Below are 26,796 nucleotides of genomic sequence, written 5' to 3'. Positions count from 1 at the left end.
TCTCTCTCTCCTTCTTCCTCGGTAGGTGACCTGTGTCCACCGTTGTCCACGATCGTCGCGCGCTCTGCGACCCTCCACCCGCCTCCGCCTCGTCCGGTCTCACGCCACCACCCCCTCCCTCACCTCCGGTATCGCACTCACCGGTGTCCAACCCCCCGCCGGAGACTCCGTCCGGCGGCGGGCGGGTTCGAAACGCGGTACGCGTGGCGGTGGTCATCGCGGTCGCTGTCGCGGTGCTGGCGTTGGTGGTCTCGCCGCTGCTCGCGGCGACCGTGGCCAACGAGCCGCTCGCCGCAGCAGCGGACATGGCCACGGTTATCGGGCGAGCCAAGACCTGGTTGATCGGCCTGGCCGCCGCGGTCTTCGGAGCGATGTTCGCCTTCGGAACGATCCTCTACATGGCCTCGGGCATCGGCCAGAAAGAGATGGGCAAGAAGACGATGCGCGACGCCTGTGTCGGCATCTGCCTGTCCGGTCTCGCGACGCTGGTGTTGGCCATCCTGCAGAGCTTCGTGGCCTGAGATGACCACGATCCCCACATCCACATCCGGGCCCACTCACGCCGCACGGCGCCGGGCCGGTGGGCCGCGCCGGGCCGTGACGCTAGCGCTCACCGTGGCGATGCTCGCTGGTGGTCTGGTCGGCGCGAGTCTGGTCGTGGGGATCGGACCCGCGCGGCCGGCCGCGGCCGCGCCGTGCGTCGGCGGCGAGCCGGTGATGCCCCCCCGCCCGGGGTTCTTCCCTCGCCGTGGCCGGAGCAGCCTGCGCCACCGCCGGGAGGCTACTGCGCTCCACATCCAACCGCGTCGCCCACTCCGGTGTCGCCCAGCCCACAGCAGAGCTTCCCCGACGCGCCGCCGGAGGTCACAAACCCGGTCACGGGGTGGATCACCGACGCGATCTCCCAGTGGCTGGCCGGCGTCATCGCCTCCGCGATGACACCGGTCCTGACGTTCATGGGCCAGACCGTGCTGATCACTCCGGACCCCACCACACACGGGGGCGTCCTCCTGCAGTTGTGGGAGGCCACCCGGATCGCGGCGAACACCTGCTTCATTCTGCTGATCCTGGTCGGCGGGTTCCTGGTGATGGGCCGCGAGAGCATCCAGACCAGGGTCGGGATCCGCGAGATCGCGCCGCGGATCGCGATCGGGTTCATCGCCGCGAACACCAGCACGATGCTGATCTCCAAAGCCATCGAACTGGCCAACGGGCTGACCGCGGCCATCGCCGGCCAGGGCGTCGACACCGCCGCAGTCAGCGCCTCACTGCAGCAGATGATCACCAACCAACTCAACGGGCTCGGGTTCCTGGGCAGCCTCCTGGAGCTCGCGCTGTTGGTGATGGCGGTCATGGTCATCGTGACCTTCATCGTCCGGATGGCCGCGATGGTTCTGCTGGTTCTGGCCGCGCCGATCGCGCTGTCCTGCCACGCGCTCCCGCAGACCGAACGGATCGCGTTCACTTGGTGGCGAACCTGGTCGCGTGCCTAGGCTCCCAACTCGGACAGGCGCTGTGCCTGGTGGTGTTCCTGCGGGTCTACCTGTCCCCGGCCGGCAGGACAGTGCTCGGGTCCCCGGCCACCGCCGCCGGATGGGTCAACGTCCTGGTCGGTGTCTGCCTGCTGTGGCTGATGGTCAAGATCCCGTTCTGGGCGCGCCGCGCCGCGTTCGGCGGCGGCGGTCATTCCCGCATCGTCGGCATCGTCAAGACCATCATCATCGCCAAAACCCTCGGCGTCCTGGGCGTCGGCCGCCACGCCACCAAAGGCGCCAAGGCCGCGAAGGGCGCTCAGGCCGCAACGACCGCGGCCGGCGCTCACGCCAGCAAAGGAGCACGCGCCACCACGGCCGGATCCCGTGCAGCCGGGAAACGGACCAAGGCGGCCGCGACCGGGGCGGGGCGTCCCACGGGCGCCGCCGCTGCGGCGACCTTCTCGCACGCACCCATCCATCAGGTTCCGCTGGCGTCCCCGAGCGGCACCAGCGGCGCCGCAGCTTTCAGCCACGCTCCCGGTGGCACATCCGCGCGGCAGACCGGTACGCGTCCGGCGCCGCCCACATTCTCCCATCCACCCACACCGGGACGGCCCACCGCGGCGACCGGGAAGCCACCCGCGCCCACCTCTTTCAGCAACTATCCCGGACCTGACCGTGCACGCCGCACACCGCCAGTGGGATCCCTGCGGGCCACGTTCAGTGACCCGCCCGCACCTCACGCAGCACCCAGGCGACCCGGGTACGCGGCGCGACCGGCGTTCTCCGACGACCCCCACCGCACACCGCCGAAGGCACCCGGAAAGCCCGGCGGCGGTACTCCGCCGCGACCGCCACGACGGCGGCCAATCCCACCGACGGGAGGTAAAACGTGAGCGACTACGACCCGTATGGCAGCACCCGGCTGCCCGCCGACGTGGACCGCCCGGACACGCTGATGTTCGGCCTCACCGCCCGGCAGATCCTCGTCGTCGCGGTCGTCGGCGTGGGGCTGTGGGTCGTGTGGATGCTGCTCGCCTCGCCGCACGTGCCGCTGCCGGTGCTGGCCGTGATCACGGTCCCGATCGCGGCCGCCGGGCTCGCGGTCGCGGTCGGTCGCGCGCGACGGACTCCCGCTGGACCGGTGGATCGCCGCCGCGCTGCTGCACCAACAACTGCGCCGCAAACACCTCGCGCCCGCCGGCCGGCACGGCCCGGCCGCCCAGGACCCGGCATGGGTCCGCACCACCGCCAGTCGCCGTGGTGGCCCGGCGCGACCGGCGGCGCCGGGGTTGCTGCGGATGCCGGTGCGCGACATCGCCCGCGGCGGGGTGATTGATCTCGGCCGCGATGGGCACGCCGCGATCGCGGCCTGCACGACGGTGAACTTCGCGCTGCGTACCCCGGACGAGCAGGCCGCGCTGGTCGCCGGGTTCGGGTCCTGGCTCAACGGCCTGGACTCACCCGCGCAGATCGTGGTCCGCACCCACCGCGTCGATCTGACCGGCCTGGCCGACCTGATCACCGACACCGCCCCCGCGCTCGCGCACCCAGCGCTGGAAGCCGCCGCCCGGTCGCACGCCGAGTTCATCCGCGACCTCGCCGACACCCACGAGCTGCTGCTGCTGCATCGCGGTGTCCTGGTCGCCGTGAGGCAACCCGGCACTGGCAGCCACACCGCCGCCCGCGCGGCGCACACCGCCGAACGCACCGCCGCGACGCTGGCGGCCTGCGCGAGGTCAACGCCCGGGTCCTGGACGGTCCAGCGACCCGGCGTGTCATCGCCGACGCCGCCGACCCGTACCGCACCGACCACCCCCAACCCCGACGACGACGACACCGCGTACGCGCCACCGGACGCCGTCATCACCGCCAGCCACAACGCGCCACCGATCTGGCAGCAGCCCTACCCGGACGAGCAGGAGGTGACCCGCTGATGTCCCCACCACGGTCATGGAGCCCGCTCGGTCTGCTGCGGCGCGGCACCCCCCCGGGCGACGACGGCCAACCCGATGCGGCGGTGCGCGGATCGCGCCGGATGGCGTGCAGGTCGCCGCCCGGCATGTCCGGGCCGGGAACGGGTATGCCGCCACCCTCGCCGTCACCGGCTACCCGGCCGAGGTCCCCGCCGGGTGGCTCGAACCGCTGTTGGCCTACCCCGCTCGGCTGGACGTGTCACTGCACATCGAACCGATCCCGACCCTGACCGCCGCTCGGCAGCTCAAGAAGCAACGCGAACGGTTCGAGGCGTCCCGCCGGTACGCCGCCGAGCACGGCAACCTCGACGACCCCGAAGTGGAGGCCGCCGCGTACGACGCCGCTGACCTCGCCGGCCGCCTGGCTCGCGGCCACGACCGGCTGTATCGGGTCGCGCTCTACCTCACCGTGCACGCCGAGACCGAGGACGCGCTGCACCGCGACCTCGCCGAGGTCCAGGCTCTGGCCGACTCGATGCTGCTGCAGGCGACACCGGTGACCTGGCGAGCGCTGCAAGGCTGGTCGGCCACGTTGCCGGTGGCCGTCGACGCGCTCGGGTTGACGCGCACCATGGACACCTCGGCGTTGGCCTCAGCGTTCCCGTTCACCTCCGCTGACCTGCCCGCGCTCGACCCCCGACCCGGCCCGCCCAGGTCGGCGACGGGATCCTGTACGGCACCAACCTCGGCTCGCCGGGGGTGGTGGTCTGGGACCGGTGGGCGTGCGACAACGCCAACATGGTCATCCTCGGCCGCTCCGGCGCGGGGAAGAGCTACCTCACCAAACTCGACCTGCTGCGCAACCTCTACCTCGACGCCGACGCCACCGTCATCGACCCCGAAGACGAGTACGTCGACCTCGCCGCCATGGTCGGCGGCACCACCATCCGCCTCGGCCGCACCGGTGTACGCATCAACCCCTTCGACCTCCCCCAACCCGCCACCCACAACGTCGACATCGACATCGACATCGACATCGACGCGGACCCGGCCGGTGGATCGGACGGCCTGACCGGGCAGGCGCTGTTCATCCACACCCTGCTCGGCGTACTGCTGGAGCAGCCACTATCGGCCGAGCAGGCGGCAGCGGTGGACACCGCGATCATGGCCGCCTACCGCGGCGCGGGCATCACCACCGACCCGCGCACCTGGCGCCGCCCAGCGCCCGTTCTCGCCGACCTCGCCGCCGCGTTACGGCAGCGCGGCCTGGTCGGGACCTCGATCGCCGACCGGCTCGCGCCGTATGTCACCGGAAGCCACCGCGCGATGTTCGACGGCCCCACCACCGTACGAGCCGGCGGGCACCTGACCGTGCACTCACTGCGCGGGCTGCCCGAGGAGTTGCACGCCGCCGGCACCCTGCTCGTCCTGGACTCCGTACGGCGCACCATCACCGACCCGACACGGTCGCGACGCCACCTCGTCTACGTCGACGAAGCCTGGACCCTGCTCCGTGACGGACACGGCGCACGGTTCCTCTACCGGATGGCCAAAAGCATCCGCAAGAACAACGGCGCCCTCACCGTCACCACCCAGGACGTCGACGACGTACTGCACTCCGACCTGGGCCGCGCGGTCCTCAACAACGCCGCCACCCACATCCTGCTCGGACAGTCCCCACAAGCCCTCGGCGCCGTCGCCAACGCATTCACCCTCACCGCCGGCGAACGCACCTTCCTCGCCACGGCCCGACGCGGCCACGCGCTCCTAGCAGGCAGCAACCGCCGGGTTGGCTTTTCTGCCCAAGCCTCGCCCGAAGAACAGCGTGTCATTCGAACAGACCCAGGCTTCACCTCCAGCCCCCACCAGGGCGCGACCCACTAACCAGCACCCAGCGCCACGCCCGACGCCAACCACACGTACCCCGACGCACTTGGTCGGCGGCGACTCAGCTCCGCCATGCCTTCACCGCTCTCCAAGGAGGAAACCATGCACCAGCACCCCTCGACCGGCACCACACCGCACCGCGGCACCGCCCAGGTCCACCACCCGCACAGCGAGCAGCGCCGCGCCACCGGCCTGCCGCTCTTTTCCCACGAGCAGCTGCGCATCGTGGTCGGCCTGTTCGTGCTGACCGGAATCTCGGCAACGTTCGCGATCGGCGTGACCGCCTTTGTCGTCCTGTCCTACCTGCACGCCGCGCTCGCCCCGGCCCTGTACACGCCGTGGCACACCGGCTTCCCGTTCCTTCCGTAGAACACCTGCTGCCCGGCCCGGTGCGTCTACCCGAACGCACCGGGCTGCGCTTGCTCATTCGCCTCTGCCCGCTCATTCGCCGTCGGCGGTGCTGTCGTCGACCGGACCTTCGAGGATCGACATGCGACCGTCATCCGCCCCGCGCGTACCCACATCCGACCGTCCAACGTCCCGCCGGTGGCGCCACCTGCCTGCGACGGCGGCGGTGACCGGGTTCGCGGCCACGGTGGTGGCGGCGAACACGCTCACCGCGCGGATCGGTGTGCTGCCGGTCGGATTCGGTTTGCTCGCTCCGGCCGGTGTATACGCCGCCGGCGCTGCAATGGCCTTGCGCAACACCGTCAGCACACCCTCGGCGCGCGCGCGCGCGCGGGGGCGGCGCTGGCCGCCGGGACCGTGCTGTCCTACCTCACCGCCAATGGGCACGTCGCGACCAGCAGCGCGATCGCGTTCGGCGCCAGCGAAACCGTCGCGATCGCCTTCTACGGCGCCCTCGCACAGTGTCGCGTTCGGGGGCTGCTGGCCAACGTCGCAGGGATCGCGGTGGACAGCGTCGTATTCGTCTGGCTCGCGTTCGCGACCCTCGCCTTCGTCCCCGGGCAACTGGTGGGTAAAGCGTGCGGGCTGCTGATCGCGCCGCTACTCATCTCCTGCTGCCGGTGCCTGCCTGACCCCCGCCGCGCCGGTGCCGGCCCCGTGAGGTTCTTCCTCGGCACCCACCACCCGCACTGGCTGCGGCATTTGACCGTGCCGCTGTTCGTGTCCGACCGCACCCTGCGCCGCTATCGAACCCTGCCGGTCGCGACCTGCCCGTGGGCGCTGGACTCGGGCGGATTCACCGAACTGTCCACCCACGGCAGCTGGGCACACGGCCCCAGTCCGCGCGCCTACGCCGACCGGGTGCGCCGGTACCGCGACCAGATCGGCAACCAGATCGGCAACCTGGCCTGGGCGGCGCCGCAGGACTGGATGTGCGAACCGTTCATCACCGCGATCACCGGCCTGTCGGTCGCCGAGCACCAACGACGCACCGTGCAGAACTACCTCACGTTGACCACCATCGCCCCGGATCTGCCGTTCATCCCTGTGTTGCAAGGGTTCGCTCCGCCCGACTACGGGGCATGTGTACGCAGGTATCAGGACGCCGGGGTGGACTTGACGACCTGCCCGGTGGTTGGGGTCGGGTCGGTATGTCGCCGGCAAGGCACCGCCGAGGCGGCCGAGGTCATCGCGACGATCCGGGACGCCGTTCCCGGTGTGCGGTTGCACGGATTCGGAGTGAAGTCCACCGGGCTACGTCGGTACGGGCATGAACTTTCCAGCAGTGACAGCCTTGCCTGGTCGATGGCGGCCAGCGAGAGGCACCGCTACCGGGCTGCGATCGGCATGCCAGTTGCGCGAACTGTCCCCGGTACGCGCTGCGCTGGCGCGACAACTTGCTCTCCTCCCTGTCTCCCAATACCGCCGGCCCCACGGTCCCCGTCCGGTCCGAGTCGAGAATTCCGACTGTCCGCGCACCGAAGCAGCGCCCGAGGTCGCCGCTGCATGGTTCCTCGCAGGTGCGACACGCACTGCGGTGAGTGGACACGTGGCCCGGTCTTTCTCTTCCATTCCTAGAAACCGTGGGGTGCTCTCATGTGGACCATCACAGCTCCGGCGGGTGCCATCGAGCCAGCTATCGGAGCCACCGCCCACACTGACGTGTCCGGCTGCGGGCGGGCGCTGTGGACCGGAGTGCTGACCGGCGACTGGCGTACGCCCCGCAGATGGCCGCTGGCGACACCGTCGCCGGGCGTCGTTCTGGCCGTGGCCGCGGCCGTGGTCGCGATGGTGGCGTTGTGGTGGGTCGCTCGGGTTGGTGGCGACCCACCGCGCACGGCAGCGTGCGTGCTGGTTGGAGATCGCTGTTCCGGACGGGTTGGGTGCGCGGCAGATCGCGGGTTTGTGGCGGTTGGTCGCGGGGATCCTGCCCGCTGCCCGGTGGTGGCGGCTGACGCCGAGGCACGTCAGCTTCGAGGTGCACGCGACCCGGGACGGGCTGCGGTGCGGGTTGTGGCTACCGCCCTCGGTGCATGCCGACCCGACCAGCCGGGCGATCACCCGGGCCTGGCCGGGCGCCCACGTCACCCACACCATGACGCCGCAGTTGCCGGTCGATCGGCCGGTGGTGGGACGGAGGCTGCGGTACCGGCGCACCGCATGGGACCCGATCCGGGACGAGACCACCCTGGACCCGCATCGCGCCGGGCAGCCAGGGTGGGCGCCGTCCAGGAATGAGGAGACCCACGCGGTCTTCGACGCTCTGATGGCCGCGGGAGAGGCCGGCTGCGGCCTGCTGCAGATCGCGATCATCAGTCGACCGAGCACCAGCCAGCTCGCCGTCCTGCGACGTGCCGCCGACCCCACCGCTCCGACCGGCCTCAGCCACTGCGTCGCGCGACTGCCGCTGACCATCGTGCGCGTCGCAGTGGGCACCATGCTGGACATTTTCGGGCCGGACAGCCCCCGCTCCGCCGGCCCCCTACGGTGTGGCCGGCGACACTGAGCCGCGGCCGATGGACGTGGTCGCCGCGCGAGCCGCGCGGGCGAAGCTCGCGGCGGCGCCGCACTATGTCGTCGAGGTCCGGGCCGCTGTGTCCAGCCGTGGCCGTCGCGGCGCGTCCGCAGTGGCCGCGGACATCGTTCGCGGGTACGCGCTGCTGACCAACGCGCTGATCCCCGCACCCTGGTGGCCGGTACGCCGCTCCGTGTCCACCCGCCGCGCGCCGGGCCGGCACGCCGTTCTCACCACTGCCAGCGAGGCCGGCGCGCTCACTCCTATACCGACCGAACCGGCGCTCTACCGGATGGCCACAGGCCCCAGCCGCCACCGCCCGGCCACGGCCGACCTGTGGACTCCGGAAGCCGGCACTTGGAGCGAACCCGCCGCCGACCAGCGGCTACCGTCTCGGCCCTTTCCTACCACCGACGAGGATCCCCGACGTGCCCACTCCCGCACCGCGCGCCCGACCGCCCGCCACCGCGCCCGACACCACGGATAAACACGCGCCCCGTCGAGGGCTGCGTCTCGTCGCAGCCGGCGACCGAACTGGACCGGCCGGCAAGGTGCTCGGACACACCACCATCGGCCGCCGTACACCGGCCGGGATCTCCCTGGCCGACGCACGTCAGCACCTGCAGGTACTGGGGCCGACCGGAACCGGAAAATCCACCCTGCTGACCCACATGGCCGTCGAAGAGGCCAAGGCGGGGCGCGGGATCGCTGTGCTGGACCCGAAAGGTGACTTGGTGCGGGGAATCCTGGACCAGTTGCCCGCTGACTGCGGCGACCGGCTGGTGCTCATCGATCCCGACGACGAGGAGGCGTGGCCGGCGATCAACCTGCTCGACCTCACCGCCTCCCCGCCCAACAGCGGCGCGGCGTACCGGGCGGCCGGATCAGCAACAGCCGTCATGGGGCAGCTGTGGGCAAGATGGTGGGGACACCGTTCCGCGGACATCGCCTACCACGCGGCACTCACCCTCGCCCATGACCCGAACGGCACGCTCGGTCAGATGTCCCGGCTGCTCACTGACCACCCGTGGCGCCGCGGCGTCGTCGCCGGGGTCCGGTCCCGGCTCGGTCCGCTGCGAGAGGGCACGCTGGGTGAGTTCTGGGGAACGTGGGACCAGATGCCCAGCGGCGCCCGGTTGGCGGTCGCCGCGCCGTTGCTGGCCAAGCTGCGCGCGGTCCTGGGGCACCCGCTGCCGGCCGGCCTTTTCGGACTGCCGCGTACGACTTTCCGGTTCGAGCAGATCCTGGATGGTGGCATCCTGCTGGCGAGGTTGCCGAAGGACGACATTGGTCTGGACACACCGCGCGGCTGGTCGGCTCGATGCTCACCACCGGCCTCATCCACGCCGCGGGGGCACGAGCCAGGCAACCTGAATCCGCCCGGCTGGACGCGACCGTCATCCTGGACGAGGCGCACAACTTCCTGCATCTGCCGATCGGCGTCGACGACGCGCTCGCCGAATTACGCGGATTCCACGTGTCCCTGGTACTGGCTCATCAATACGTCAACCAGCTCACCAAACCCATGCAGGACGCGGTGGACGGCAACGCGCGGAACAAGATATTCTTCAACCTGGGTCCGCGGGATGCCAAGGAGATGGTGGGGCACGTTCATCCGTACCTGGATGAGCAGGATCTGCGGCGGCTGGGCGCGTACACCATCGTCCTACGGGCGATCGCCGACTCCCGCCCCATCCCACCGGTCACCCTGCACACGTTCCCGCGCTCACCGGTCATCCCCGGCCGAGCCGACGCACTGCGCCGCGCGGCGCGCGCCAACACCGGCATCCCCGCCTCGATACGGGAAAAACTGTACGTCCCGCCCGCCGTCGCCGACCTCCTCGCCCTTGACGACACCCTCGATCAAACCGACGAACCGCTGGCACCGTCAGCACTGTTCTCGGCCGACGGGCCGCCCTACGGCGACACCGTCACGAACCCATCCACGGCTTGGGACAGTGACACGGAACCCTGGTAATCCAGGGGACAGCCGGTGGCTCAACGGGTGGCTCACTGGGTGGCTCATTGGGTAGCCCAAGAGAAAGCCACTAACGAAAGGGCATCCGCGCAGGTCACGAAGAGCGCGCGGCGTGCGGGATGTTCCTGACTGGTCTACGACCAGGGAGTGAACGGCTGAAGGCGCGGACAAGGAGCCTTCCATGGGCAGGCTCCAAGCCCGCGCCTTCAGCCGTTCACTCCCTGGTCGCACGTTTGCGTTCGTCCGGCGCGAAGGCCGATGGCCAGATCCCGACAGGCGCGCCTCGACAGCGCGTGGAACGTGCCGGAAGGCGAAACGCGCGTGCGGCGCAGCGGCAGCTCGCAATCGCGCGCCAGCGACCCGGATAGACGGTGCGTGTAGGTAGACATGAGTGCGACCCTCCTTTGGGGGTGAATTCGCGTGCGAGCTGTGGGCACCGCACGACGTTTCACGTCTAATTCTAGCGAGCCACATGCACGGTGCCAAGAGACGCACGTTCCGTGTTTTCCTTACTGTGAGCCAAGAGTGGTGGCACATAATTACGTCACCTCAGGTCTTGGCAACTGTGGGGTGAGTCGGTAGCTTTTCATTAGTCGGAGCGAACGGGGAACCGCAAACCTCGTTCGCACCGATTCCCACGAACCAACCGAATGAAGGATGTGGCGCGACATGTCCACAGATCTGTACTGCCCGGATGTCGACAGGTACTGCATAGCTGTCGACAGCGGCCAGACTGTCCGAGAGGTGCTCGACGCATTCGAGACCGACTCCGACTCGAGTGCGGCATTTACCGAGGTTCTGGAATGCTTCCCCCAGTCCGAATCCGCGCTGTACTTGGTTCCTCTGCTGCACAGGATCCACGTGGACGACTTCGAGCCGAGGGGCGACGATCTCCCGTCGGTCGGCCGGTACGCCGAGCGTGGGTCGAGACTGTACGAACTGGAAAAACTCGGCATCATCACGGACGTCCGTACCGAGTGGACCGAAACCTCGAGCGGCGCGTACCTGTCCGACGGTCGCGCGCTGACCACCCTACACGTCCCGAAGACCGTGATCCCTGTCGAGGTGCGCTACCGTTTCCCGGACCGCTGGGACAGTTACAGCCACAGCTACGCGTCACACTGGGAAGTCACCGACCAACTCGACCCCGTACCGGCCGGCTGGTATCTGATCGGCGAAACGGGCGACTACACCGCGAAAAAACTGTCGGTGTCGCCTACCTCGGGGATTCATTCGGAATGAGTGACGATTTCATGTGTCACGTTGCCGAGGTAGAAGGTTTCACAGCTTCACGATGCGAGGCGCAATGCGATGCCTGCGAAACGCGATGGTTCGCCGAATCCGGCTCGTGGAGGTTTCAGCCCGAATACGGATTCGATGCCGACCCGTGGAATTTTGACGACGCTGCAGGGTTCGAGACCGACAATCGAGTCTCCTGCCCACAATGCGGCACGGGGCGCGTCGGATTCATGGTCATCTGAAGGCTTCAGAGGCTAGTACTCAGATGTGGATTCGGTAGACCCCAAGGGATTCTCAACCGTCCGAGAGAGCGCCACCTCGGTCCGCTGACCCCACGCCGACGACTGCGACCGACGCACGTCGTCACCCTTTCAGGCATATGCCACATGAACCTTTCATCAGAGTACGGAGTTTGTCATGCGAACCATGGTTTTCCGCAACAAAAAGGATGAGTGGCCGGTACTGGCGCGGTTCCTTAGCGACGGGTGCGACTTCCGGAACAGCAACGGATCCATGCGCGGAAGCGCCCATCCACACAATGAAGCGGCCGGTTGGGGCAGTGGCACGGGGAGATTGTGCCAGCGCTGGCGCGAGGTTTTCCTCACCTTGCTGCGAAGTGGTGGCCCGCAGGACGCGATGGTTTACGTCGTTTACTCCTATCGGACCCCTATCGCGTGGTACACGCCTACGCAGGGCTGGACAGTACCTGCCGAGCACTACTCCCAAACCACCACCGGACACCAGAATCTTGTGCGCCTCGCTGTCGATACCTACCGGGACCGACTCCACACGAAACGGCACCAACCATCGCAATCCTGATCGCTTCCTGAGCGAGCCACCCCGTTCATCTGATCAACAAACATGCTTACGCCTGAATACGTCTGGAGTGCGCCTGATGTCCACGAAACTCACCTGGCCACAGCTCGGCGCCGAATGCCTACACCTCGACAGCCATCGGTCCATCCAATCCCTCATGAGCGCACTGGACACGAATCCTCAGAACACTGAGGCATTGCGAGACGTACTCGGATATATACCGGACACCAATCTCTTCTTTTCCGGGTTGGCGGATCCTGACCTCGTTCAGTTCGATATCGCCAACCCGAACGACTGCGAACCGTACTCAACATCCCAAGACTCCGGCACCGACTGGGAATACAACCTTACGCGTCTCGGAGTCGTGACCAACGCGCGGACCGAATGGTACGACGCACCAGAGGACGCCTACGTCAGCGGTTGGCGTTGCCTGACGAGCGTACTCGTTCCCATCTCTGTCCGACCTACAGAGATAGCCGTCTATCAAATGGAAGACTCCGGATGGTGGCAGGGGCAGGTCGGGCGCCGATTCGACCCGATCCCAGCAGGCTGGTATCTCGTCGGCAGCAGCGGAAATGATAGAAACGATGGAGACGTCCAGTACACTTGTTGTTACCTCGGCGATGGCGGCCGGCGCGATCTTGTCGACAGCATTCGGCAGCGTATCAACGACATTACCGCCTTCCACGCTTCGCGCTGCGACATTGAGTGTTCCAGCTGCGGATCCCATTGGTACGCCGACAGCGGATCCAGGGATTTTCAGCAGCCAACGACCATCGCAGATCCACTGCATTTCGGGGAAATCGAATTCGAGCGGCCGTACTCCCTATACGGCGACGGCAGAGCACGTTGTCCGCGCTGCGACCAGTGGACCCTGACCTTCGCAGTTTCCGCCACCCCACCCGTTACTCCCCCGCAAACCGGCATCCCCTGCGACGCCACCCCGACAGAGAGCGCTTCCTCTTAGAGAACGCCAACCAATCGTCACCCAATACAGCACTCGATCTGGCCAGACGTCCCGCGCGCGGCCCGAGAGAGCGCCACCACATCAAACCTACTTCCCCTCTGAAAGAGAGTAGCCAAACTCATGAATCGACAGGTCGCAGAACCGGAGGACGGCGAGAATGTTGTGGTCCGCACCGACCACGACGAACCCGAGAAATTTCCGGCTCTTATTTACATAGACGACGCTGGTCAGTACCGGGCGGATTTCAGACCAGAAATCGCGTCAGCGATCGTTGAGTGGATTAATGGCGAATATTACGAAACGCGGAACAGGGCAACATGCTGAGTGGGATGGGGACGCGATCGTCGTGCAGTCCACCTGGCCTGGTTACGATTTCAGTCCCGAGCGCTACGAACCGCGAGACGATGGCCGATACAGCCTCGGTCACCGCTACTGGGACTGGGTGCCGGTACCCACACCCGCAGACGACGCCAAACACCCGTGGTCGATCCCTGAGTCACACAAAGGCGAACTACCGGTAACCATGTTTTTTCATCACGATGGAACCGATCCCGCCTTCCCCGCGCTCATAGCGGATGGAGCCTCCGGCGCCGCTTTCCGGCCTGAGGTAGTACAGGTAGTCATGGATTGGATCAACGCGGAGAACGCGGCCAGACCCGACATTGTGCGTGAACGCGCGCGCTGGGACGGCAACGCCGTCGTGACGACGGACAACTCAGGTCAGGAAACAGAGCGCTACGAGCTGGGATCCGACGAGGACGGTCGATACGCTCTCAGGGTGCTCGGCTGGGGCTGGGAGAGCTGGGATCCGCAACCCCAGTCCCGTAAGTCGGATTGAGAGAGCCACCCATTCATCCAGAGCCGACCCCAAAATAGGAGCCGACATGGCACAGGGAATGGTGCGCTACGCAGGGTTATCTGGTCGCCTCGGCTTGGACCGCAACGGTCAGTCGCCAAAGGGAGACCCACATGCTTGACGACGGCGGTACGAAACAGGGTTTATCCATTCCGGAAGCACAGGATGGCGAATTCGCGCTCACGATCCGGTTTCGTAACGACGGAACCGATCCACTTTTCCCGACACTCGTGGAGTGGATCAATAGTACACAAAGTCAGGCGCAACCAGGCGTCGTCGGTATGCGCGCACGGTGGGACGGTGAGGTGCTGGTGCTGACCGACAGCCACGGACACGAGCGGGAACGATGCGCAGCTGACACCGAAGCCGAGAATCGTTACCACCTCACGCAGCTGCGCGGTTGGGAATGGCGGCGGCGGCAAGATGGAAGCCCCACCGGTACCCGCGATTAATCCCTGCAATGTTTCTGAGAAAGCCCCCTCCCAAAGGGGCCGGCGCAGCCCATTCCAGGCCGACGGGCTTGTAGCCGGCATGAAACGACACGCATACACGCACCCGGGTGCCCCCTCGTACAGGGCCGCCGGGTGCGCGGCCTGACGTCTGCGTCCACCCCTGCCACCCTCGTTCGTGGCGGAGATTTTGGCTGTGTTCAAGCAAGGGAGACAACAGGATGCCCGACACATGCACGACCACGACCCGGAGTGTTGCCGACGAATTGGTGCGGATCACACCCCGGGATCTGTGGCTATTGGAGCTGCTAAGAGAGCACCGCACCCTCACCACCGAACATCTCACGACCCTCGGTTTCCTCAGCGGCCATCGAGCCCGTAAACGGCTGCTGCTGTTGCATCGCAGGGACGTGCTGGACCGGTGGCGGTATCACGTACGGCCAGGTTCACAGTCGTGGCGGTGGACGTTGGGTCCTCTAGGCGCCGCTATTCTCGCTTCCCGAGACGGCCGCCCCGTCCCGCGGCCGGCGTCGGTGCGCGCGGCGACCGATCGGCTGGCGGGTTCTGGCGCGATCCACCACCTGTTGGGCTGCAACGGGTTTTTCGTCGCACTGGCCTTTTACGCCCGCGCGCATCGGGGGGGTACGAGCTGGGTCGGTGGTGGTCGGAGAAGCGGGCGACCGCCGCGCTGCATCGCGTGGCGCGGCCCGATGGGCACGGTGTGTGGGTATCCGGTGATACGAGGGTGCCGTGGTGGTTGGAGTTCGATACGGGCTCGGAGGGACTGCGACAGGTGACGGAGAAGCTGACCGGCTATGCCCCGCTGGTCGGGACACAGTGGAACTTCCCGATCCTGTTCTGGTTCCCGACGCCGGCCCGCGAGCGAGCGGTGCGGCATGCACTGCACCGCCGGGTGCCGCCTGGTCTGGTGGTCGCGACCGCCTCCGGCCGGCCTGAGACCAGCAACCCGGCCGGCGCGGTATGGCGTGTAGTCGGCGATGAGGGCGCCGTCCGCACGCTCGCGGATATCCCAGTCGCGGATGAGCCAACGTCCACGATCGGTGCCCGTCCGGGCCTGCTGGGGGCCGCGGTGGACCGCGAGGGGATGGGGACTGAGACCGCGTCTATGTCGTCATCCACCGAGCCGGAGTGGCATCACCAGATGCCGGTAGGCAGCAGAGGCGCGGATACCGTTGGGCTCGTCAGTCAGCAGGATCGGTTTGATCGGTGAGGTGACGTGCAGGACGACCGTGTCGCCTTCAAAGCATCGCAGTGCGTCGACGAGGTAGGCCGCGCGGAACGCGATCGGCTTCTGGAGCTCACCGTCGATCCGCGCCGGCTGCGCCGGCCCCGTCGCGCTGTTGGCGTGCTGGTCGAGCATCGGGAAAACCGTCAGTGTGTCAGTGGCGAGCGTGAGCCTGAGTTGTTGGGTTTTGTCTACCTTGGCGACGCAGATCGCTGCCGCGCGCTGCACATCGGCCAGCAGTCGGGCGCGGTCGGCGACCACGGTCACCGTCGCTGTGTCGGGAAACAGTGTGTCGATCCTCGGGTAGTCGGCGTCGATCAGCACGTTCGTCACAATGGTCACGAGCCCGCAGGTGAACCCGACTGGGAAACCGTCACGATCATCCATCCCGATCCGCACGTGGTCGCCGGTCAAGCGCGTCGGCAGCATGGAGAGCACATGACCGGGTACCAACGCTTGGGTTCTGCGGGGCAGGTCCAGCGGTGTGGTGATCGCCGGGACGGTCGCGAGCGCCAACCGGTATCGGTCGGTGGCGGCGAGAGTTGCGCGACCGGCCCGGACTTGCATGCGTACGCCGGTCAGCATCGGCAGGGTGTCGTCGTCGCCGACCGCCGGCAGCACACGTGAGAGTCCGTTGGCGAATAGGTCGCGATCGACCCGCGCGACCAGCCGCGGCGCGGTGGCCGCGGTGGGGTACTCGTGGTGCGGGTAGGTGGTGACGGGTACTCGGTATCCGGCGAGATTGATCGTCGCATCGCCTGTCGCGTTCGTGGAGAGGGTGACCGGTTGCGCATCGGCGTCGCGTTTGCGGGCGCCTTTGGTCATCGCTGCCAGTAACCGGGTCAGCTCGCCGTGGTCGACCAGCAGCCGCCCGCAGGAGGTGGCCGCGCCCGGCACGCGTACGCGGATGCTGGTCTCGTAGTCGAAAGCGCTCACCGTCAGCTCACCATTGGGCGCGCCCTCAAGGAGGACACCGCTGAGCAGCGGGACCGGCGGACGGTTCGCTACCGCCGGCGAGACGACGCGCAACGCCTCGACCAGTGTCGCGCGGTCGGTCGCTACCGACAACAACACGGAAACGTCGGCCGCGTGGCCTTGGCCGCCCCGGTTGCTGTCGATTTCGTTAGCATGGATGGTGATTGCGGACATAGTCATGACACTTTCTCCTTACCTGATTTGGTTTCTTTCGGTGGGGGGGCGATTTGCGGAATCGCGTCGCACCCGATGAATGAAAAGCTACCGACTCGATATATTGCGCCGCCAAGAGCCTGCCGCCGGTAATTATGTGCCACGACCCATGGCGCACCGTGAACCACAGAATCATCCCCCATAACTGGCTTTTCCGTCGTCACGGTGCGCCAAGGGTCGTGGCACATAATTACCGCCGGAAAAGTCTTGGCGGCGCGCAGTGCGGTCGGTACCTTTTCAATCAGTCGGCCACCGGGAACCGCAAACCCGCCGCCGGACTATCCACGAAACCAACCCGAACGAAGGTGAACCGGATGCCCGCCAGACACCATTCCTCCCCCCGCCGCCATAGCGCCGGAACCGACGCCTACACGAAGACAGCGGCAACCGATGAGCGAGCGCGAGAGCGCCACCTCAGGCCCGGAACTTCGTCGAGCGAGGTGCGCTCTTCATCAGCGCGCAAGAGTTTCGTTGTGGCCGGAGACACAGACCGGCGGTGGCCTGACTGCGAGGGGGAGACAGGCCGCCGCCACCTTTGCACAACCTGGTCTTCTCGGTCGTCAGACGGAAATACGAACGCGGAGGAGAAATACGCATGTCCACGTCGATTCAGCCGCGTCCGCCGCTGCACGCTACGTGCTGGAAGACAACGCCAGCCGCGGACATACGCCGCCTTTGACCGCCTCAAGTGGGCGGAGGCAGAGCTCGACACGGTGCGCGGCGCCGCCATCTGGCCGCACTGCCCCGACCGCTCCTCATCATCTTTGTCCTATGAGTGAAGAGAAAGTAGACACCGCCGTGAGCAACACCGAACTGCCACCGGTCATCGCAGGTGGTACGGATCATCTAACCGGTCTCAATGGACTGGCCGGCCGGGCGATCCAGGCGGCTATGGTCGCCCGGGCGACGGATCCGGGTTTCGCGCGTCGCAGGGAGAACTGGCAGCTGTGGCAGCAGCGCACGGCCATCGCGCGGCAGGTGGCCGTGGCGTTCGATACGCCGGTCGCCGCCATCGTCGTGATCGATGACCCCGACCGCCGATATGGATGGACTGTCCGGTCAATCCGGGCACGCTGGTCGTGCTCACCGATCCGGTCGCCGGCAAGGAATGGCGGTTCATTCCCTCCAGCTCCGCGCCTTTGACGGCATGGTGCCTCCTGCAGGAGTGCCCGCAATGTGCCGGCGTGGTGCCGGTGGCGGACGTGGCCAGTTTCGCTGATCTCGGCGACTATCTCGACCGCCCCGACCCTGTCCTGCGCCCGTTCGAATTCAACGGCGACCCCGCCCACCACTACGACTGCCCGAACGGAACCACAAGGCAATAGACGAAAGCGAAGATCCAAATCCCGCTGTCCGGTCGATCCGGACCCCAACTTCGCTACAGAGAAAGGCCATCCGCCATGACCACCCTGCAGGACAAGGTCCGCGACTCGCCACGAACCGACACCGTAGAGAGCGCCACCCCCCTTCCTCCAGACATCGCCGATCCGCCGTCCAGGCTGGTCGAGGACCGCCCACCACGACGCGGCCGAGCAGACAACGGGCCGACGACACATATCCCGACGCACGCTGCCGCGGTAAACGGCGACCCGGGCTTCGAATCAGTCGGACACAGCAATTTCTGGACTAACGTTGGAATCCTGACTGTCGGCCTGACTTCCGGCACGATCTCCTGGACAGCCTGGTCGCACATGGCCGAGATCGTCGGCATGACCGGCTCCCTCAACCTGTTCGGTCTGCATGTCCAGCTGGCGTGGCTGCTGCCTATCGCTGTCGACGTTTTCCTGGTCACGACCACTGGTGTATGGCAGTCCCGGAGCCCACGAGCCGATCCGGACATGGACTGGATGGCCGACGAGGACGGTAACGAATATCCCAGCAAGTTCGCGGACGACTGGGAAAAGGTGGATCGGGAACAGACCGACCCAATTTTGACGTTCGCCCGCCGCTGCGCGCTCGGCGCGATGGCCGCATCCGTCGGCGCGAACGCCGCCTATCACCAGCTGACCCTCACCGCCGGCGTCAACGGTGTCTGGTCGTGGATCGCGATGGCAGCCGCCGCGCTCCCACCGGTGATGTTGGCGCTGGTCGCGCATCTACGGGCGCTGCTGACCGCCGACCGCCGCCATACCGACCAGCGCCGGGCCGCTCATCGCCGCGCCGTTTTGCGTTGGCATGCTGAACAGATGCGGTCGGTGCCGCAGGATGCCGGTCCGGACGAGGATGCCAGCGAGCTGGACGACACGGATCCAGACTGCGAGGAGAGAACGGTCAAGGCCGACCTGATGCGGGCGTACTTCCGCGCACATGTCGCCCACGGGCACATCCCGACCGGGCAGGAAATGGCCGACCATGCCCACGCTTCGGGCAGCCATGCCCGCACTGTCCGTCGAGACCTGCTCGAAACCCTGTCACCCGACCGACCGATGACCACGCGCGCGTCAACACCAGGCGGCCCTCCGTCCGCATCTTGAGCGAGCCAGCCCTGCCTCACCTGGCGTCGGTCTCGAACCCAGTTGTCACCAACGGCCGCCCAGGCAATCCCGCCGACACCCGATCTAAGGCAACTGGCGCTACGGACGGCGACACCACCGTATTGCGGCCGGTCCCCGTCGGCTGACCTCTCGCACCTCAGGCCAGCTCGGGAGTTCGTGATGGACGGTGGCCGGGGCGGAACGCCCTCAAAAGGGCGCCGCAAACCGCCTCGGCCACCTCACCCACGCGCTCCCACGCGGCCCAACGCGAACGCGAAAGCCGACAAAGCACGAAAGGCGTGCTGTCGATCTTACGGACACAGGGCACATGCGGAAGCACCCCGTACGTACTAACCATTTCCACGTCAGGAGACGGACATGGCCCAAAGAACGGTCGCCGGCCGGCTGCTGTTGGACCGTGACGGTGTAGCTGAACGCCTCGGCGTCTCCCCAGGCACCGTGTCCTACTGGCGCTACCGCCGTAGCCACACCCATTTCCCCATGCACCTCCCGGTCGATGACCGCTCGCACTGGTGGGACGCCGAGGACATCCGCGTCTGGTGGCACGCCCACCAGGCAGCCAAACGCGCTCGCCTGACCCCGGTCGATCGCACCGGCGACCCCGATGACCTCATCGAATCCACCGAACTCGCCCGTGTCCTGGGCTACCACGGCCCACGCAGCATCCAACCGGACCTGCTGATGCTCGCTGACGACTGCGAACCGACCTCCAACGGCGGATCACGCCGCCGCTGGCTACGCAAAACAGCCTGGCACTACGCCGACACCCGAGCCACCACCCACAGCACCGGCCGCCCGCGATCGCCCGTCCCTCACGAACGCAACGCCGACGACCCAACATCCTCCCGCGATCAAACAGAACGGTGAAACCCCATGCCCGACCACTGCGGCAGCAGCCGCCACGACACCCCGCCGCCAGACCACCACAACCCCCACCCCGATCCACCCGTCATCCAGATCACCCATTCGCACGCGACCGGAACCCGAGTCGAGGGCTCCGGTAAGGGAGACGGAGTATGGGAAATCGCACGCGAGCAAGGGTTTCGCTACAGCCGCGATGTCGGAATCTACCTGCGGCTCAGCCGGGACAAGAACGCCAACGAACCGAAGATCAACGCGCTCAAGTACGCGCTCGAACGAGCCGGGTTCGCCGTTCAGGTCGACATCGACAACACGTGGCGCGCGGCTGCGGACCGCGAGGCTGACCGCGGCGAACGCATCGCCGCCCATGCCGACCGGCTCCGCGATCGCGCCGACCGCGCCACCGCGCGCAGCTCACGCGCCGAGGACCGCGCTCAGCGAATCACAGACCTCATTCCGCTCGGCCAGCCGATCTTGGTTGGGCATCACAGCGAAACCCGCGCTCGCCGCGACCAGGCGCATATCGATGCCGCGATGACCACCGCCAGCAGCGAAGCCGAATACGCCTCCAAACTGGCTGCTCGCGCACACGGCGCCGCGGCCAACGAAGCCGCCAAACACGCCGGCCCGGCGATCATGCGACGAATCCAACAGCTCGAATCCAACAAACGCATCCTGGAACGCCACCTCGCCCTGCAGAGCGCCAGCGGCGACGCGCGCCAGCGTACGCAGGACAAGATCGATCGACTGGCCGACGACATCACGCATCAACACACCGTGCTTGGCGCGATGGCCGACGCCGGAGTGTTCGTCGCATGGACGACGGCCGACTTCCAGCCCGGCGACCAGGTGTGTGTGCGCGGCTGGGAGTGGCGCTCGGTGTCCCGGGTCAACAAGAAAACGGTCCGCGTGGACAACCGCGACCAATGCCAGCTGGTAGAGATGGACCGCATCACCGGTCTACGCCGGGATGGCCAGCAATGGGACACCCCGCACGGCCAACCGTGGCCGGTCGAACTTGCCGTGCGCGTCGCCCGGTGGGAGCACCTGCTCGCCGCGGCGTCGGTACCGTCCAACGCATACTCCGACACGACGCGCCACGTCCGATGGGCACAGCGCCTCGTCCACGGCCTCGACTTGGACGCCGCCGACGCCGAACTCGCCGCGTTCCACCCTGAACGCGCCACCCTCGACGTACGCCGCGCCGCGGCCCTCGCCTCCACATACCTGGGCGCCTACAAACGCCTCACCGCAGGGGAACCCATCCCTGACGTCACTGAGTCCCTGCCGGCTGTCGACCTCACACCGGACTGGCGGCTCCCTGACACCCCGGCGGTGGACCGGCGCGTCGACCAGCTGCGATCCGGTGACCTCATCAAAGGCATCTGGGACCTCACTGGCAACGCACGCATACTCCACAGACGGTTCGCCGGCCCCGTCGACTCCATCAGCGATCCCCTCAACCGCCACGAAAGCGGCACCTGGATCGGCGTCCGACTGCGGGACGGCGAAGAGGAATGGCTGCAAACGCACCGGTGGCTGTCCACCTACCCGCAAGCCGCACAGGATCCGCCGTCTTCACCGGCAACGTCACCGTGCCGTTCTGGACGAAACGGTTCCTCAAAGCAAACGATAAGACCGTAAATCCCGGAACCAAGCTCACCCAGCAAGCGCGCATCCATTACGCCCGCGATGTCACCGCATGGGCGCGCGCGCAATGTCTGCGGATGAGATCAGCGTCCAACAGTTCCCGGTTCCGGATGACCCCAACGATCGGAAAGTTTGGGATGGAACGGAGGTCGGTCGGGACCCGTACGAGATCCGAATCTGGTGGGACTAACAAATCGACGGACAGCCAGGGCTCGTTCGTGACCGGCCGCGCCGCGGCTGTTCGTGACTGGCGATTGTTCGTGGCCAAGACGACGCTCACCGCGGTTCGGCGATTACTTGCTGCGGCGGTTGGCTTGGCGCGGGAAGAGCTAGCGTCATTATCGATGAGTTGGCACGGGGTTTGCGGCGTCGGCGTAGAGGTTGTCGGCGAGGGCGATGCTCTCGCGGGACGGAACAACGCCAAGATCGTTCATCCTGGCGGTCAGCAGGTCGCGCACGCCGCGAAGTGCTGCCGGTTTGCCGGCGTGGGCGCGCAGGAGCAGTTGATAGAGGGATTCGTTTTCTGGCGTGACGTCGATCAGTGTTCGGGCGATGGCTGCAGCGAGGTCGTGGTCAGCGGCCAGGTATCGCTCGGCGAGCCGTCCGAACTGGCCGACGAGGGTGGAAGTGAGGTGCTGGTCGAGTTCGGGTAACCATTCTGGACTGGTGTCACCGGTGTCCAAGCGGCCACGGTAGAGCTGCAGGGCGCGGTTGGCGGCATCAGCGTTGTTGGTACTCGCAGCGGCGTCGGCGAGCAGCCGGTGAATCTCCCACAGGTCGACCGCCCACAGCTGGGAGTCGAGCCGGTAGCCGAGTTCGCTGTGGACGATGCCTGTTCCGGCCGCTGCGTCGTCGCCGCATCCAGACGCGGGCGTGGAGAGTTGGCGGCGGGTGCGTCGCAGCAATGTGGACAGGTTGTTGCGGGCGCTGTTGCGTGGGTGGTCGGGCCAGAGGGTTGTGAGCAGGTCGCCGAGCCGCACGCCGTCGGGATAGACGGCGAGCAGGACGAGCAGTTCGGCGGCTTTACCAGTGACAAATACCGGCTCCCCGGTGGTGTCGCGGACATCGAGCCGACCTAGGACACGTAGACGCAACGCGGTTGGCGGGTCCGCAGATGGCCGTTCGTCCGTCGCGGTCGCGTCGTGTTCGAGCGTCGATGCCGTACCTGACGGGTTCGAAAGGGGAGTTGGCGCGACAATCTGTGCGGCGACGTTCGATGGCGTAGTTTTGGCCATGCTCGGCCGATCGATGTCGGGAGATGTCGTCGATCGCAACACAGGCGGGGGGGCTTTTATTGGTAAGTCCGGCAACTCGGCGGAGATCACGTCCAGGTCATGGTCGTGGTGTGCCTCTTTCTGCGTTGCGTTCGTGGTGAGCTGAGTCGACAGCGGCGGTGCCGATCGTGAAGGAGAGTGGCTGCCGGCAGCCTTGCTTGCTTGGTCTTGCGCGGAGTCGTTGCCTGCCGGCCGCGGATGCTGGCTGGACTGATCGCCGGCGAGATCTGGGGTACGGGGAAAAGCCGGACAGGCCGGGATGTTGGTTTGGACGGCGCCGTCTTGTTGTTCCGCCGAGACTGGCGTATCAGTGAGTTGGTGGAGCAGGTCGGCCAGATGCTGGGGTGGCAGTGTGCTGGCCCGGGCGCCGTCGAGCAGGGTGGGGCCGTTGGCGGTGATAGTGAGGTTGCCGTCGGAGTCGACGTGGCAGGCGCGCGGATCCGGGTGGTCGTCGAGGAGGACTCCGATGATGCCCAGGTCGCGGCGGGCGGATTCGCGCAGAATGGCCGCGAGCCGCGGATCGCGGGTGGTGGGTGTGTCGACGAGAGCGATCAGGTAGCGCGTTGTCCGCGAGGTTACTGCTGTTGGCGCCGTTGTAGGGGTGGAGAACGTTGTGCGGCGGCGGGTGATTAGCACTTCTTCTAGCCAGTCCACGAGCTGCTCAGCGGTCGGCCAGAGTCTCATGTCACCGATGCCCAGACGGACACTCTCGGCGCGGTCGTTCCAGGCGTCAGCGAGATTGGGGGCAAAGAGGTCAGTCAAGGTCGCGTTGGTCAGTGCGAGGTCCGCGCCGCCGGAGGAGTCATGGGGGTTACCGGTCGCGGCGGTGATGGCAATGATCGCTCGCGCGGCGGCCCGAGCACCTGGACCGCGAAGCTGTAGTACAGGGGTGTACTCGAGACCGACGAGCTGGCCGCTCGCGCGGACCGCGAACGGAAGAGCGGGTTGAGCCGCTGCCGCGGGTTTGGGTTGGTGTGCGGGTGATGTGGGCGCGGACCAGCGCAGCGTCCCCGCTGGGTTTGGTGCAGTGCCCGGACAAGCGGGGTCGTGGCTTCGCCGGTGGTGGTGTCGACGTTGCGGTAGTGCACCGATCGGCGGCGGCGGCGGTAGGCGAGGGCGAGTGCCGCGCTGAGCGCGCCGGCTGCGGCGAGGGTGAGCCACCCGCCACCGGGCAGGTCGACCATGCCCGTGTCGGCCGGTCGATTGGCTGCCGGTGTCGCGGGATGAGGCGGTGAATCGTGGCTGCCGGTGGATTCCTGCGGTGCCGACGCGGGGGGGGCGTGTGGCGACGCCGCGCCGCGTAGCGACGTGCTCGCTGAGGGTTTGGTCGCGGGTGAGTGGTCTGTTGTGGGCGGCAGCGCAGGGAGGGCCGCGACGCCGGGCTGTCCGGATGTCGCCGCCTTGGCAGTGCGACCGGGGATCCAGAGTCGCCAGTGCGGCTCGATGTGGTTGGGGTTCAGGAAGACGTTGCCTTCTGGTTGCCGGTGTCCCCGGTTCGCCTGCCAGATTTTGGTCCAGAGCCGGGGTTTCCCGTATCTTTTCTTCGCGATTTTCGAGAGGTTGTCGCCTTTGTGAACCTCGTACCACCCACCATTAGTGCTGTCTGCCTGGTCCTGTGGTGCGGCCGTCGCGGCGGCGGCGTTGACGGGTCCGCGGCCCGTGTTCGTTGGGGCGGGCGGCGCGGTCACTGCTGGTCGGTCGCGCAGCAACTCGACAGTGGCGCTCGGGTCTGAGGCGAGAGCGGCGCGGGTCATCAGCCCGGCGATGATGAGGCCGACCAGGCCGGAGATCGCGGCCCGTAGTGGGCCGCCGGTGTTGCCGCGTGGGCTGTGGTCGTGAGTCCGAATCGCGCGGAGTTGGTCAGCGCCGTCGCGGATGGAGGTCGCGATGATGTAGCTGGCGAGGGCAGCCCAGCTGACCCAGCCTATGCAGGTGGCGGCTCGCAGGACGAGGGTGGAGACGGACAGGTAGCTGTTCCACGCCACGATGTCGTCCCAGCCGATCGCGTGGTCGGGGAGGGGAACACTAGTCAGGGTCAGCAGGAGCCACGGCGGGGCGATGACCAGCGTGATCAGGACCGCGGCGGCGAGGATCGCCCGCACAACGCGTCCCAGTCCGGTGAGGAAAGTCGGCTCCCACTGCCTCTGCGTCATTACCCTGCGCCTCCCGGAAGGGGGACGACGTAGGGGCGGGCTGTCGCGGTGGCCGTGATGGCGTCGCCGACCAGTCCGGTGAACTGCAGGAACCGGGTGTGGGTGGTCACCACCACGGTGACCGACACCTGCGAGGTCGTGGCGGTCACGGTTCCCTGTGCGTTGGAGCTGCGGAGGAATTGGTATGCGGCGGTGCGCGCGCGGCGGTCGGGTCGAGGGTCAGGACGCGGTTGCCGCCGCGCAGCTTCGCCAGCGAGATCTGCTGGGCGCCGGCGCGGGCGGCGGATTCGGCGACGCCCAGGGCGCGGTCCTGGGCGTTGATGGTGATCGAGGACTCCCAGAGGAAGCCGATGAAGATGATGATGCCGAGGGAAAGAACGGCGATCAGCGGGCTGATCTGTCCGTCGTCCTGTGCCCACAGCGCACGGTTGTGGACGCCTATGCCAGGAAGGTTGGGGGCGTTGTTAACGGCGAGCTCGGGTCGCTTGGATCGGGCCCGGGCCGCCCCACGACGTGCCAGCGAGGAGTTGGGCTTCATCCGACTGTCCTGAACACGTCAACGCCGCTGACGGAGCTGGCCTGGAATGTGGCCGTGCCTGGGACGCCGGGCAGGCTCAGGTCGGCCAGCTGGATGGTGCAAGAGATGCGGACGCGGACCGTGCCGCCTGGGCGGAAGTTGGCCAGGTCGACCTGCACCTGCCTGCTCGCGCACAGTTTTCCGCGTTGGTTCAGGGTTTGGTCAGCGAGCGCGGTGGCTTGGCCGCGGGCGGCGGAAACTGTACGGGTCAAGGTCGCGGCGGGGGCGGCAGCTTGGGCGGCGGACTGCACGACGTGTCCGGCGGACCCGGCGCGGCCGACGGCGAGGACCGCTCCGAGGAGCACGACGACGAACACCAGCATCAGTACGGCCATCTCGGCGGCGGCCGAGCCGTCCTCCGAGCTGGAGCCGTCCTTGCCTGCGTGGTGGGCGCGTAGCTGGGCGGGTTGGGTGGCCATCAATGCGCTATCTGCAGAGTGGGACTGGCCGCGACGTACCGTTCGCGGGGTCCGACGGCTTGCGCCCGCACAATGGCGAGGGGACCGGGTAGCAGGGCGAGGACACGGGCCTGCACGGTGACGTTCACGGTGTCGGCGTTTTGGGTAATGGTGACCCGTACGTCGCGCACTGAACCGCCGCCGATCTGCGTAGCCGCGGCGTTTCCGGCCGCGATGCCATCGGCCGGGGTGCCACCCAGGAGGCGGGCCGCTACGAGGGCGTGGCTGGCAGTCACGTCCGCGATCTGTTGCCCACGCTGGTAAAGGCCGACCTGGACGATCCCGATCGCGACCAGCAGCGCCAACGGGACGACGATCGCCCACTGCACGACGATCGAACCCTCCTCGCTCGACAAGCCGCGGCCGGCCCACGTCGGCGGGGGCACCG

At 67.3% G+C, this 26,796-nt stretch carries 28 protein-coding genes and 2 pseudogenes; 22 read left to right on the top strand and 8 right to left on the bottom strand.

All coding sequences use genetic code 11. From position 1 onward, the window contains the following. The first annotated feature begins 203 nt into the window (after window positions 1-203). From GNX96_RS33645 to GNX96_RS33615, 7 genes are all read left to right on the top strand, one after another. A complete protein-coding gene (locus GNX96_RS33645) occupies window positions 204-521 on the top strand; it encodes a hypothetical protein (protein ID WP_163571971.1) in 318 nt (105 codons plus the stop codon). 297 nt (window positions 522-818) lie between these two features. Then, a complete protein-coding gene (locus tag GNX96_RS33640; protein ID WP_163571970.1) occupies window positions 819-1,493 on the top strand; it encodes a hypothetical protein in 675 nt (224 codons plus the stop codon). Then, on the top strand, window positions 1,469-2,371 hold the full coding sequence (locus GNX96_RS33635; protein WP_163571969.1) for a hypothetical protein: 903 nt from the start codon (window positions 1,469-1,471) through the stop codon (window positions 2,369-2,371). The genes GNX96_RS33640 and GNX96_RS33635 overlap by 25 nt, the downstream gene beginning before the upstream one ends. Next, the gene (locus tag GNX96_RS33630; protein WP_163571968.1) at window positions 2,368-2,814 is read left to right on the top strand and encodes a PrgI family mobile element protein; all 447 of its coding nucleotides are present in this window, start codon (window positions 2,368-2,370) and stop codon (window positions 2,812-2,814) included. The genes GNX96_RS33635 and GNX96_RS33630 overlap by 4 nt, the downstream gene beginning before the upstream one ends. Beyond that, window positions 2,777-3,412 carry a hypothetical protein gene (locus tag GNX96_RS33625; protein WP_163571967.1) on the top strand — a complete coding sequence of 212 codons (636 nt, stop codon included), beginning with the start codon at window positions 2,777-2,779 and terminating at the stop codon, window positions 3,410-3,412. Before GNX96_RS33630 ends, GNX96_RS33625 begins: the two co-directional genes overlap by 38 nt. A gap of 777 nt (window positions 3,413-4,189) precedes the next feature. Further along, window positions 4,190-5,275 (top strand): VirB4 family type IV secretion system protein, encoded by a 1,086-nt coding sequence (locus GNX96_RS57170; RefSeq protein ID WP_279582164.1) that lies wholly within the window; start codon window positions 4,190-4,192, stop codon window positions 5,273-5,275. 105 nt (window positions 5,276-5,380) lie between these two features. Continuing rightward, entirely contained in the window at window positions 5,381-5,647 is a 267-nt protein-coding gene (locus tag GNX96_RS33615) for a hypothetical protein (protein WP_163571966.1), read from the top strand. 72 nt (window positions 5,648-5,719) lie between these two features. Here GNX96_RS33615 and GNX96_RS33610 read toward each other — a convergent pair whose 3' ends face one another. After that, window positions 5,720-5,986: a hypothetical protein gene (locus GNX96_RS33610; RefSeq protein ID WP_279582163.1), complete on the bottom strand. Its 267-nt coding sequence runs from the start codon at window positions 5,984-5,986 to the stop codon at window positions 5,720-5,722. A gap of 57 nt (window positions 5,987-6,043) precedes the next feature. On the opposite strand from GNX96_RS33610, the gene GNX96_RS57165 reads away from it, so the two are divergent. The 11 genes and pseudogenes from GNX96_RS57165 to GNX96_RS33565 all read left to right on the top strand — a co-directional run bounded on the left by GNX96_RS57165 (window position 6,044) and on the right by GNX96_RS33565 (window position 15,737). Further along, complete coding sequence (locus tag GNX96_RS57165; RefSeq protein WP_279582162.1) at window positions 6,044-7,264, top strand: deazapurine DNA modification protein DpdA family protein; 1,221 nt, start codon at window positions 6,044-6,046, stop codon at window positions 7,262-7,264. 241 nt (window positions 7,265-7,505) lie between these two features. Next, window positions 7,506-8,192, top strand: coding sequence for a hypothetical protein (locus tag GNX96_RS33600; RefSeq protein ID WP_163571964.1), 687 nt, complete (start codon window positions 7,506-7,508; stop codon window positions 8,190-8,192). Next, window positions 8,176-8,688, top strand: coding sequence for a hypothetical protein (locus GNX96_RS33595; protein ID WP_163571963.1), 513 nt, complete (start codon window positions 8,176-8,178; stop codon window positions 8,686-8,688). The genes GNX96_RS33600 and GNX96_RS33595 overlap by 17 nt, the downstream gene beginning before the upstream one ends. Next, window positions 8,630-8,929, top strand: a pseudogene (locus GNX96_RS65450) (helicase HerA domain-containing protein); the annotation flags it as partial. The gene GNX96_RS33595 and the pseudogene GNX96_RS65450, both read left to right, overlap by 59 nt. A 593-nt stretch (window positions 8,930-9,522) precedes the next feature. Next, window positions 9,523-10,179, top strand: a complete 657-nt coding sequence (locus GNX96_RS57160) for a type IV secretory system conjugative DNA transfer family protein (protein WP_279582161.1) — start codon at window positions 9,523-9,525, stop codon at window positions 10,177-10,179. An 861-nt stretch (window positions 10,180-11,040) separates the two neighbouring features. Further along, window positions 11,041-11,421, top strand: a complete 381-nt coding sequence (locus GNX96_RS33585) for a hypothetical protein (protein WP_279582160.1) — start codon at window positions 11,041-11,043, stop codon at window positions 11,419-11,421. An 892-nt stretch (window positions 11,422-12,313) separates the two neighbouring features. Beyond that, window positions 12,314-13,201: an SH3 domain-containing protein gene (locus GNX96_RS33580; RefSeq protein WP_163571960.1), complete on the top strand. Its 888-nt coding sequence runs from the start codon at window positions 12,314-12,316 to the stop codon at window positions 13,199-13,201. 346 nt (window positions 13,202-13,547) lie between these two features. After that, window positions 13,548-14,039 (top strand): hypothetical protein, encoded by a 492-nt coding sequence (locus tag GNX96_RS33575; RefSeq protein ID WP_163571959.1) that lies wholly within the window; start codon window positions 13,548-13,550, stop codon window positions 14,037-14,039. 131 nt (window positions 14,040-14,170) lie between these two features. Continuing rightward, a complete protein-coding gene (locus GNX96_RS33570; protein ID WP_163571958.1) occupies window positions 14,171-14,509 on the top strand; it encodes a hypothetical protein in 339 nt (112 codons plus the stop codon). Between the two features lie 218 nt (window positions 14,510-14,727). Continuing rightward, window positions 14,728-15,135 (top strand): annotated as a pseudogene (locus GNX96_RS65445) (replication-relaxation family protein); the annotation flags it as partial. Then, window positions 15,096-15,737, top strand: a complete 642-nt coding sequence (locus GNX96_RS33565) for a replication-relaxation family protein (protein ID WP_390624205.1) — start codon at window positions 15,096-15,098, stop codon at window positions 15,735-15,737. The pseudogene GNX96_RS65445 and the gene GNX96_RS33565, both read left to right, overlap by 40 nt. On the opposite strand, the gene dnaN is transcribed toward GNX96_RS33565, so the two are convergent. Then, window positions 15,639-16,907: a DNA polymerase III subunit beta gene (gene dnaN, locus GNX96_RS33560; protein ID WP_163571957.1), complete on the bottom strand. Its 1,269-nt coding sequence runs from the start codon at window positions 16,905-16,907 to the stop codon at window positions 15,639-15,641. The genes GNX96_RS33565 and dnaN overlap by 99 nt on opposite strands. 1,079 nt (window positions 16,908-17,986) lie before the next feature. Here dnaN and GNX96_RS33555 point away from each other — a divergent pair. The 4 genes from GNX96_RS33555 (at window position 17,987) to GNX96_RS33540 (ending at window position 21,940) form a co-directional block, all read left to right on the top strand. Further along, entirely contained in the window at window positions 17,987-18,265 is a 279-nt protein-coding gene (locus GNX96_RS33555; RefSeq protein ID WP_163571956.1) for a hypothetical protein, read from the top strand. A 75-nt stretch (window positions 18,266-18,340) separates the two neighbouring features. Then, complete coding sequence (locus GNX96_RS33550; protein WP_163571955.1) at window positions 18,341-19,414, top strand: hypothetical protein; 1,074 nt, start codon at window positions 18,341-18,343, stop codon at window positions 19,412-19,414. A gap of 378 nt (window positions 19,415-19,792) precedes the next feature. Next, window positions 19,793-20,302 (top strand): helix-turn-helix transcriptional regulator, encoded by a 510-nt coding sequence (locus tag GNX96_RS33545; RefSeq protein ID WP_163571954.1) that lies wholly within the window; start codon window positions 19,793-19,795, stop codon window positions 20,300-20,302. 6 nt (window positions 20,303-20,308) lie between these two features. After that, entirely contained in the window at window positions 20,309-21,940 is a 1,632-nt protein-coding gene (locus GNX96_RS33540) for a DUF3560 domain-containing protein (RefSeq protein WP_163571953.1), read from the top strand. Between the two features lie 344 nt (window positions 21,941-22,284). Here GNX96_RS33540 and GNX96_RS33535 read toward each other — a convergent pair whose 3' ends face one another. Genes GNX96_RS33535 through GNX96_RS33510 form a run of 6 tightly spaced genes read right to left on the bottom strand, consistent with a single transcriptional unit; the run spans window position 22,285 to window position 26,794 of the window. After that, the gene (locus GNX96_RS33535; protein WP_163571952.1) at window positions 22,285-23,982 is read right to left on the bottom strand and encodes a hypothetical protein; all 1,698 of its coding nucleotides are present in this window, start codon (window positions 23,980-23,982) and stop codon (window positions 22,285-22,287) included. A gap of 11 nt (window positions 23,983-23,993) precedes the next feature. Next, a complete protein-coding gene (locus GNX96_RS33530) occupies window positions 23,994-25,373 on the bottom strand; it encodes a LysM peptidoglycan-binding domain-containing protein (RefSeq protein ID WP_163571951.1) in 1,380 nt (459 codons plus the stop codon). After that, window positions 25,373-25,522: a hypothetical protein gene (locus tag GNX96_RS33525; RefSeq protein ID WP_163571950.1), complete on the bottom strand. Its 150-nt coding sequence runs from the start codon at window positions 25,520-25,522 to the stop codon at window positions 25,373-25,375. Before GNX96_RS33525 ends, GNX96_RS33530 begins: the two co-directional genes overlap by 1 nt. Beyond that, window positions 25,519-25,911: a pilus assembly protein TadG-related protein gene (locus GNX96_RS33520; protein WP_163571949.1), complete on the bottom strand. Its 393-nt coding sequence runs from the start codon at window positions 25,909-25,911 to the stop codon at window positions 25,519-25,521. The genes GNX96_RS33525 and GNX96_RS33520 overlap by 4 nt, the downstream gene beginning before the upstream one ends. After that, window positions 25,908-26,369, bottom strand: a complete 462-nt coding sequence (locus GNX96_RS33515) for a TadE/TadG family type IV pilus assembly protein (protein WP_163571948.1) — start codon at window positions 26,367-26,369, stop codon at window positions 25,908-25,910. The genes GNX96_RS33520 and GNX96_RS33515 overlap by 4 nt, the downstream gene beginning before the upstream one ends. After that, window positions 26,369-26,794 (bottom strand): TadE/TadG family type IV pilus assembly protein, encoded by a 426-nt coding sequence (locus GNX96_RS33510; RefSeq protein WP_163571947.1) that lies wholly within the window; start codon window positions 26,792-26,794, stop codon window positions 26,369-26,371. Before GNX96_RS33510 ends, GNX96_RS33515 begins: the two co-directional genes overlap by 1 nt. Window positions 26,795-26,796: the final 2 nt, after the last annotated feature.

This window comes from Fodinicola feengrottensis, from assembly GCF_010993775.1.
GTDB lineage: Bacteria > Actinomycetota > Actinomycetes > Mycobacteriales > HKI-0501 > Fodinicola > Fodinicola feengrottensis.
Note: the sequence above shows the minus strand (reverse complement) of the source record. Positions and strands in the feature narration are given on the sequence as shown.

What these genes read in the sequence shown, in the direction of transcription:
- GNX96_RS33625 (WP_163571967.1), top strand. Translation starts at nt 2,777, where the DNA reads ATGCCGGTGCGCGACATCGCCCGCGGCGGGGTGATTGATCTCGGCCGC.
- GNX96_RS57170 (WP_279582164.1), top strand. Translation starts at nt 4,190, where the DNA reads ATGGTCATCCTCGGCCGCTCCGGCGCGGGGAAGAGCTACCTCACCAAA.
- GNX96_RS33615 (WP_163571966.1), top strand. Translation starts at nt 5,381, where the DNA reads ATGCACCAGCACCCCTCGACCGGCACCACACCGCACCGCGGCACCGCC.
- GNX96_RS57160 (WP_279582161.1), top strand. Translation starts at nt 9,523, where the DNA reads ATGCTCACCACCGGCCTCATCCACGCCGCGGGGGCACGAGCCAGGCAA.
- GNX96_RS33580 (WP_163571960.1), top strand. Translation starts at nt 12,314, where the DNA reads ATGTCCACGAAACTCACCTGGCCACAGCTCGGCGCCGAATGCCTACAC.
- GNX96_RS33570 (WP_163571958.1), top strand. Translation starts at nt 14,171, where the DNA reads ATGCTTGACGACGGCGGTACGAAACAGGGTTTATCCATTCCGGAAGCA.
- dnaN (WP_163571957.1), bottom strand. Translation starts at nt 16,907, where the DNA reads ATGACTATGTCCGCAATCACCATCCATGCTAACGAAATCGACAGCAAC.
- GNX96_RS33555 (WP_163571956.1), top strand. Translation starts at nt 17,987, where the DNA reads ATGGACTGTCCGGTCAATCCGGGCACGCTGGTCGTGCTCACCGATCCG.
- GNX96_RS33550 (WP_163571955.1), top strand. Translation starts at nt 18,341, where the DNA reads ATGACCACCCTGCAGGACAAGGTCCGCGACTCGCCACGAACCGACACC.
- GNX96_RS33545 (WP_163571954.1), top strand. Translation starts at nt 19,793, where the DNA reads ATGGCCCAAAGAACGGTCGCCGGCCGGCTGCTGTTGGACCGTGACGGT.
- GNX96_RS33540 (WP_163571953.1), top strand. Translation starts at nt 20,309, where the DNA reads ATGCCCGACCACTGCGGCAGCAGCCGCCACGACACCCCGCCGCCAGAC.
- GNX96_RS33530 (WP_163571951.1), bottom strand. Translation starts at nt 25,373, where the DNA reads ATGACGCAGAGGCAGTGGGAGCCGACTTTCCTCACCGGACTGGGACGC.
- GNX96_RS33520 (WP_163571949.1), bottom strand. Translation starts at nt 25,911, where the DNA reads ATGAAGCCCAACTCCTCGCTGGCACGTCGTGGGGCGGCCCGGGCCCGA.
- GNX96_RS33515 (WP_163571948.1), bottom strand. Translation starts at nt 26,369, where the DNA reads ATGGCCACCCAACCCGCCCAGCTACGCGCCCACCACGCAGGCAAGGAC.